This is a genomic window from Candidatus Pelagibacter sp., assembly GCF_052049775.1.
Taxonomy (GTDB): Bacteria; Pseudomonadota; Alphaproteobacteria; order Pelagibacterales; family Pelagibacteraceae; genus Pelagibacter.
This window is the reverse complement of the sequence record NZ_JBNGZH010000035.1, coordinates 1-6962: the sequence shown is the minus strand read 5'-3', so window position 1 is coordinate 6962 and position 6962 is coordinate 1. Positions and strand designations below refer to the sequence as shown.

5 protein-coding genes and 1 pseudogene are annotated in these 6962 nt (G+C 27.8%); 1 reads left to right on the top strand and 5 read right to left on the bottom strand.

What is annotated here, in order from left to right; all coding sequences use genetic code 11:
• The 3 genes and pseudogenes from ACTT83_RS05320 to ACTT83_RS05310 all read right to left on the bottom strand — a co-directional run.
• Positions 1-750: pseudogene (locus ACTT83_RS05320) on the bottom strand (hypothetical protein); the annotation flags it as partial.
• Positions 750-1796, bottom strand: coding sequence for a peptide chain release factor 2 (gene prfB, locus ACTT83_RS05315; RefSeq protein ID WP_440919069.1), 1047 nt, complete (start codon positions 1794-1796; stop codon positions 750-752). The pseudogene ACTT83_RS05320 and the gene prfB, both read right to left, overlap by 1 nt.
• 45 nt (positions 1797-1841) lie before the next feature.
• Complete coding sequence (locus tag ACTT83_RS05310; protein WP_440919067.1) at positions 1842-4178, bottom strand: penicillin-binding protein 1A; 2337 nt, start codon at positions 4176-4178, stop codon at positions 1842-1844.
• Positions 4179-4271: 93 nt separating this feature from the next.
• On the opposite strand from ACTT83_RS05310, the gene ACTT83_RS05305 reads away from it, so the two are divergent.
• On the top strand, positions 4272-6065 hold the full coding sequence (locus tag ACTT83_RS05305; RefSeq protein WP_440919066.1) for an Rne/Rng family ribonuclease: 1794 nt from the start codon (positions 4272-4274) through the stop codon (positions 6063-6065).
• Here the strand turns inward: ACTT83_RS05305 and ACTT83_RS05300 are convergent.
• Complete coding sequence (locus tag ACTT83_RS05300) at positions 6058-6831, bottom strand: thiazole synthase (RefSeq protein ID WP_440919065.1); 774 nt, start codon at positions 6829-6831, stop codon at positions 6058-6060. The genes ACTT83_RS05305 and ACTT83_RS05300 overlap by 8 nt on opposite strands.
• 2 nt (positions 6832-6833) lie before the next feature.
• A complete protein-coding gene (locus ACTT83_RS05295) occupies positions 6834-6914 on the bottom strand; it encodes a hypothetical protein (RefSeq protein WP_440919068.1) in 81 nt (26 codons plus the stop codon).
• Positions 6915-6962 lie beyond the last annotated feature (48 nt).

Below are 6962 nucleotides of genomic sequence, written 5' to 3'. Positions count from 1 at the left end.
AAAATTTGGTAAAAATGGTTTGACTAATAAATCTATATTTCTTTTATCTAAATCAGACTTATTATGCGCAAAGGTACCAACTACAATAAAATCATCATTCTTTTTTTTAATTGATACTTTTTCTGAAGAAATTCCTATTTTATCAAATTTAAAATTAAGATCTTTAACTAAAAAATTATTTCTACTATAGTCAAAAATAAAGTCTAATTTGTGTAAATTGTATTTTTTTAATACATTTAATTCAACATCTTTTACAACACCATTGATCTCATAATTGTTTTTAATATTTCCATTTGAATCAAATTCTAACTTTATATCAGCAATCAAATATCCTTTTTTAATGGCTTTTTCAATTATGAATAGTTCAGGAGTATTTTGAAATGATCTTAAAAAAGAAATTAAGTTTTTTAACTCAAGAGATTTTGATGAAATCTCTAAATTTTCAATTGAAAATTTATCTTCTATTAAAGACTTTAACGAAAGTTGTGTTTTTATATTCTCAATTTCTATTTTTTTACTTTGATTTATTAAATTTGTGCCAATTGTTTTGGCTTGAAGTTTAAATTGAAATGGATCTAAAATTAATTTTATTTCTTTTAATTCAACTTCTAAATTCTTATCAAATTTTCGAATTTTTTCTGTTATTTGACTATTAAATTTATCAGTCTCAACTCCAAAAATACTTAGGTACGTTAAAGTAATAAATATTAAAAATAATATAGTTATAAAGAGTTTAAAAAATATTTTCATTATATTTGATACAGCGATTGTTCTAAAAATTCATCAATTTCACCATCTAAAATCTTATCTGGATTAGAGCTTTCAAAATTCGATCTATTATCTTTTACTAATCTATATGGTTGTAAAACATAAGATCTTATTTGATGTCCCCAACCTATTTCAGATTTTGATGACTCGGTATTTTCATTTTCTTTTTCTTTTTTTTTTATCTCAAAATCATAGAGTCTTGCTCTAAGCATGTTCATGCATGTCTCTTTATTTTTATGTTGAGATCTTTCATTTTGACATTGGACTACAATTTTAGATGGTAAATGTGTAATTCTAACTGCACTGTCAGTTGTATTAACATGTTGACCACCAGCACCACTAGATCGATATGTGTCAATTCTCAAATCTTTATCTTGAACTTCAATATTAATATTTTCATCCACAACTGGATAAACCCAAATACTAGCAAAACTAGTATGACGTCTTGCACCTGAGTCAAATGGCGAAATTCTCACTAACCTGTGAATTCCAGACTCTTTTTTTAACCAACCAAAAACATAATCACCCTCAATTTTAATTGTTGAGGATTTTATACCTGCCTCATCACCCTTGTGTTCACTTATTAATGTTGATTTATAATTTTTATTATCAGACCATTTTAAATACATTCTCCTCAACATATCTGCCCAATCTTGGCTTTCAGTGCCTCCAGCGCCAGCATGAACTTCTATATAACAATCAAAAGAGTCAGACTCATTTGATAAAAAACAATTGATTTCATTTTTTTTTGCTAATTTTCTTAAATTCTTGATACTTTCTAAAACCTCATTTTGTATGTTTGTGTTATTTTCCTCTAAAGCTAATTCATACAAATCTCCCAAATCTTTTAATTGATTTAAAGAGCTTTTGTGAGAATTGATAAGGTCTTCATACAATTTTTTTTCTTTAAGTATTTTTTTTGAATCAGACTTATTCTGCCAAAAATTAGGATTAAGAATAGTTTTATTATGACTTTGTAATTTTAAATCTATCTTATTTTTATCAAAGATACTCCTTAACTCTTTGATTTATTTTTTCTATCTCTTTTTTATAATCTGTATATTTATGATCCATTAGTAAAACTTTAATATATTATTTGTATCTAATCTATTATTATTTGAATATAGCACTTTACCATCAATTACATTCTTACTTTTATAGGCTTCTAAAATTGTGTCTTTAGATGAAAATTTTGCTTTTTGACCTGTTGCCGGATCAACTACCATCATTGTAATCTCATCAGCAACTTTAAATGGCCGAGCGTCAGTTTTTTTTATAGCTGATTCGATAAATTCTCTAAAAATCGGTAATGCTGTTTTTGAACCAGTTTCAAATTTACCTAGTGGTTGTGGATTATCCATTCCAACATAAACTCCTATAACGTAATTTGAAGTATAACCAATAAACCATGCATCAGTATTTTTATTAGTTGTTCCTGTTTTGCCTGCAAGATTCAAATTTAGATCTCTCAATTTTTTTCCTGTACCTCTTTTAACGACACCTTCCAATAAAGAAGTAATTTGGTAAGCTGTTTGTGGAGAAAATATCTGTTTAAAATTATCGCCTACATCAGGAAAGTCTTTACCAGTATATGAGAGTTTATCACAATTTAAGCATGATCTATTTTCATTATTTAAAATTGTATTTCCCTCACTATCCTGAACACGATCAATCAAAATTGGTATAACTAACTTTCCTCCATTTACAAAAGCTGAGTAAGCAGAAGTGAGTTTTAACAAAGTTGTTTCAGCAGAACCAAGAGAAATAGATAAAAGCTCATCAGGATTTTCATAAATGCCAAGATTTTTGGAGAATTCGGCAAGTTTATCTACACCTAAATTCTGTGCAATTCTAACTGTCATTAAATTTCGTGACTTTTCTAAACCAATTCTCAAAGTTGATGGTCCATAAAATTTTTTTCCATAATTTTCTGGCTTCCACATCTTTAAATCAGTTCCTTGATCTAAGACTAACGGCGCATCTAAAACTAATGAAGAAGGTGTATAATCATTTTCAAGAGCTAAAGCGTAAACAAATGGTTTGAATGCTGAACCGGGTTGACGCAAAGCTTGTGAGGCCCTATTAAACTCACTATTTTTAAAACTAAATCCACCACTAAGAGCAACGACTCTACCTGTGAAAGGATCCATTACAACTATACCACCATTTATTTTTGGTAATTGTTTAAGGCTAAACTTGTTATCTCTTATATTCTTAACATAGATTATGTCTCCCACTCTGAAAAGATCATCTAATTCTTTTTTAGTCCAAGAAATATTATTGTAATCTATAATTCCTTTGATTTTATCTTTTGTTTCTATTTCTATAGAAAATTTAGAAATCTTTTTTATTATTGCAATTTTCCAATCAATCGAATTCTCCAAATCGTATTTATCTAAACCAATAGACCAATTTTTGGAATATGGTTTATTTAATAATGGACCCCGCCAACCTTTACGTTGATCATATTTAATTAATCCATTTCTTAAAGAGTTTGTTGCTATTTTTTGTAATTCTAGATTTATTGGTGTGTTTATATTAAAGCCCTGATTATAAACTTTTTCATATGATAAAATTTCAATTATATTTTTTCTTACGTCTTCAATATAATATTGAGCATCCTCTAAATAAACTCTTCTAGTTTTATTTAATTGAATATTTTTCTTTCTGAAATTTTGATAATTTTTTTCAGTTATAAAATTATTGTCTAATAAATTTTTTAAAACTAAATCTCTTCTAAATTTTGCCAAATCTATATTTCTATATGGATTATATTTGCTTGGCGCCTTAGGTAATGCAGCTAATAAAGCAGCTTCTTCATAATTCAATTCTTTTATTGATTTGTCAAAATACTCTAGACTTGCTGCAGCGACTCCATAAGCCCCGCTGCCGAGGTAAATTTGATTTAAATATAATTCAAGAATTCTTTCTTTCGATAATGCTCTTTCAATTCTAAATGCTAAAATAGCTTCTTTAATTTTTCGGTTTAAACTGACTTCATTAGTCAAAAGAAAGTTTTTTGCTACTTGTTGAGTAATTGTTGAGGCACCCTCTAGTCTTTTAGATGTAAGAACGTTTTTAATATTATTTACAATTGCTCTTAAAACTCCTTTAGCATCAACTCCTGGATGAGAAAAAAAATTTTTATCTTCAGCAGATAAGAAAGAATTAATAACATTTTTTGGAATTGAACCATAAGGAACAAATATTCTCTTCTCTTTTGAAAAATCCGCAACCAAATCACCATTGCCAGAGTAAACCTTACTTGAGACAGGAGGTTTGTAATTTTTTAAAAATTTGTAATCAGGTATGTTGTTAGAAAAATTCCATAATATAACTAAAACAATTATTGATGAAATTAATAAAAAACTAATAAAACCAATAAATAAATTCTTCAAAATCTTACTCATTTTGTTTCCATTATATAGGGGAATTTGTTAAAGATAAGGCATAAGAATACAAACAAAATTTTAATAATTTATGAATCAATCAAAAAAAATGTTATGGAAAAAAATTTATATATCGATGCTTCGCATCCAAATGAGATTAGAATTGTACTCAAATCAGGTGAAAAAATTGAAGATTATGAGTATGAAGGCATAAAAAATAATCTAATAAAAAATAATATATATTTAGGTAAAGTAAGTCGTATAGAACCATCTTTGCAGGCTGCGTTCGTTGATTTTGGGAGGGAGCGTCATGGCTTTTTATCTTTCAACGATATTCAATCTGATTATTATCAAATTCCACAAAGTGATTTGGAAAAAATAAAACAAGAAGAGGAAAGAGTCCGAGAAGAACTATCAAAAAAAGTTGAAGCTAAAGAAGAAGAAAATTTAGCTGAAGGCAAATTAGAAATTGAAGATCCTTTGGAAAAAAAGGATCCAATAGAAAAAAAGGATCCTGAGGATAAGGAAAATTTAGAAAATGAAAAAGAAAAAAAATATGAAAGTAAATTTAGATTCAAAAGATATAAAATCCAAGAGGTAATAAAACCCAATCAAGTAATTTTAGTTCAGGTTATAAAAGATGAGCGTGGTCAAAAAGGAGCTGCATTAAGCACGTTTATTTCTATTGCAGGCAAATATATAGTTTTAATGCCTAACACACCTAAAGGTGGAGGAATTTCGAGAAAAATTTTTAATCCTGCAGATCGAAAAAAAATAAGAAGTATTTTAAATGAAATTGAAATCCCAAAGGAAATGGGGCTTATAGTAAGAACTGCTGGAAGTAACAAAACTAAAAATGAAATTAATCATGATTTAGATACACTTATTAATAACTGGAATCAAATTAAAGAAAATGCCTTAAGTTCTATAGCGCCTTCATTAATTCATCAAGAAAGTGAAATAATTAAAAGAACTTTAAGAGATATGTATGATGAAAATACAAAAAATATAATAATTGAAGGTAATGAAGGTTATAAAAAAGCTCAAAATTTTATGAAAATGATGATGCCTTCTCACGTAAAAAAGATAAAAAAATACAGAGGAAAAAAACCTTTATTTATTGAAGAAGGTATTGAACAGAAATTAAATCAAATATTTGAAAGTGAAATAAAATTGAACTCAGGTGGTTACTTAGTAATTAATCCTACAGAGGCATTGGTTTCCATTGATATTAACTCTGGAAGTTCTATTAAACAAAAAAATGTAGAGAGCACTGCTTTAGATACAAATCTTGAAGCTGCAGATGAAATAGCAAGACAAATAAAAATAAGAGATTTGTCAGGACTTATCATAATAGATTTTATTGACATGCTAAGTTATGGGAATCGAAGATTGGTTGAAAGAAGATTAAAAGAAAAGTGCAGATCTGATCGTGCCAGGATTCAAATTGGAAGAATATCGAATTTTGGTCTTTTAGAAATGTCTCGACAGAGATTAAGAGAAAGTGCGGTTAAATGGAGTATCAAACTAACAGATGAGTCTTTTGCGCTAAAAATTCTTAAATTAGTTGAATTAAAAGCGGTTCTAAATAAAGCCAAATTTGTAGATTTAAAGGTTTGTAAAAAAATTTCTGATTTTTTAAAAGAAAATTTTATTGAAGATCTTACTTACTTTGAAAAAAAGAATAAAATGAAAATTGATATAATATCTGATGATAGTTTAATAATCCCTGAATATATTATTGATATTAAAAATAAATCTAAAAAAACTATAGAGCTGATCGAATATTTTGAAAAATTAAAAAATCTTGAAGAACAAAAAGTTAACAACGTTATTGAATTAAAAGATAAAAAGAAATTTAAAAAGAAAACTTTTAGAAAAAAGAAATTTTATAAGAAAGCTAGATAATTCCTGACTTTGGGGAAGACGGATTTCCGTATAATGTTTTTTTTATTCTACCAGACAAGTATGATTGGCGACCAGCAATAACCGCATTCTTAAATGCTAAAGCCATTTGAAATGGTTTTTTTGCTTTTGCAATCGCAGTGTTTACTAGGACCCCATCACAACCTAATTCCATAGCTATAGCAGCATCTGAAGCTTGGCCTAATCCGGCATCAATAATTAATGGTAATTTTGTTTGCTTCCTAATTATCCTAATATTTATCTCATTAACAATACCTAAACCTGAACCTATTGGAGCTGCTAGAGGCATAATTGCACAAGCACCTGCATTCTCCAATCTTTTTGCCATTAAAGGATCGTCATTACAATAGACCATCACCTTAAATCCCTCCTTAGTTAATACTTCAGTTGATTTAAGTGTTTCAATCATTTCTGGGAACAAATTTTTTTTATCTCCCAAAACTTCTAGTTTAACTAATTTCCAACCACCTATCTCTCGTGCTAATCTTAAAGTTCTTAGTGCGTCTTTTGAATTAAAACAGCCAGCAGTGTTAGGAAGGTAGGTGATTTTTTTAGGATCAATATAATCCATTAATAATGGTTTTTTTTTATCAGTAATATTTACTCTTCGAACAGCAACTGTAACTATTTCAGCTCCAGATAAATTGATTGCTTTAGCACACTCCTGCATACTTTTATACTTACCAGTTCCAACAATAAGTCTAGAGTTAAAATTTTTTTTAGAAATAATAAATTTGTCTTTTTTCAATTTTAACCACCTCCAATGAAATGAACTATTTCTATTTTATCATTATTTTTAAGGTTGATATTTTTTATTTTTTTTTTATCCACTATTTCTTGATTTAATTCAATAGCTACTTTGGATAATGGAATTTCGTT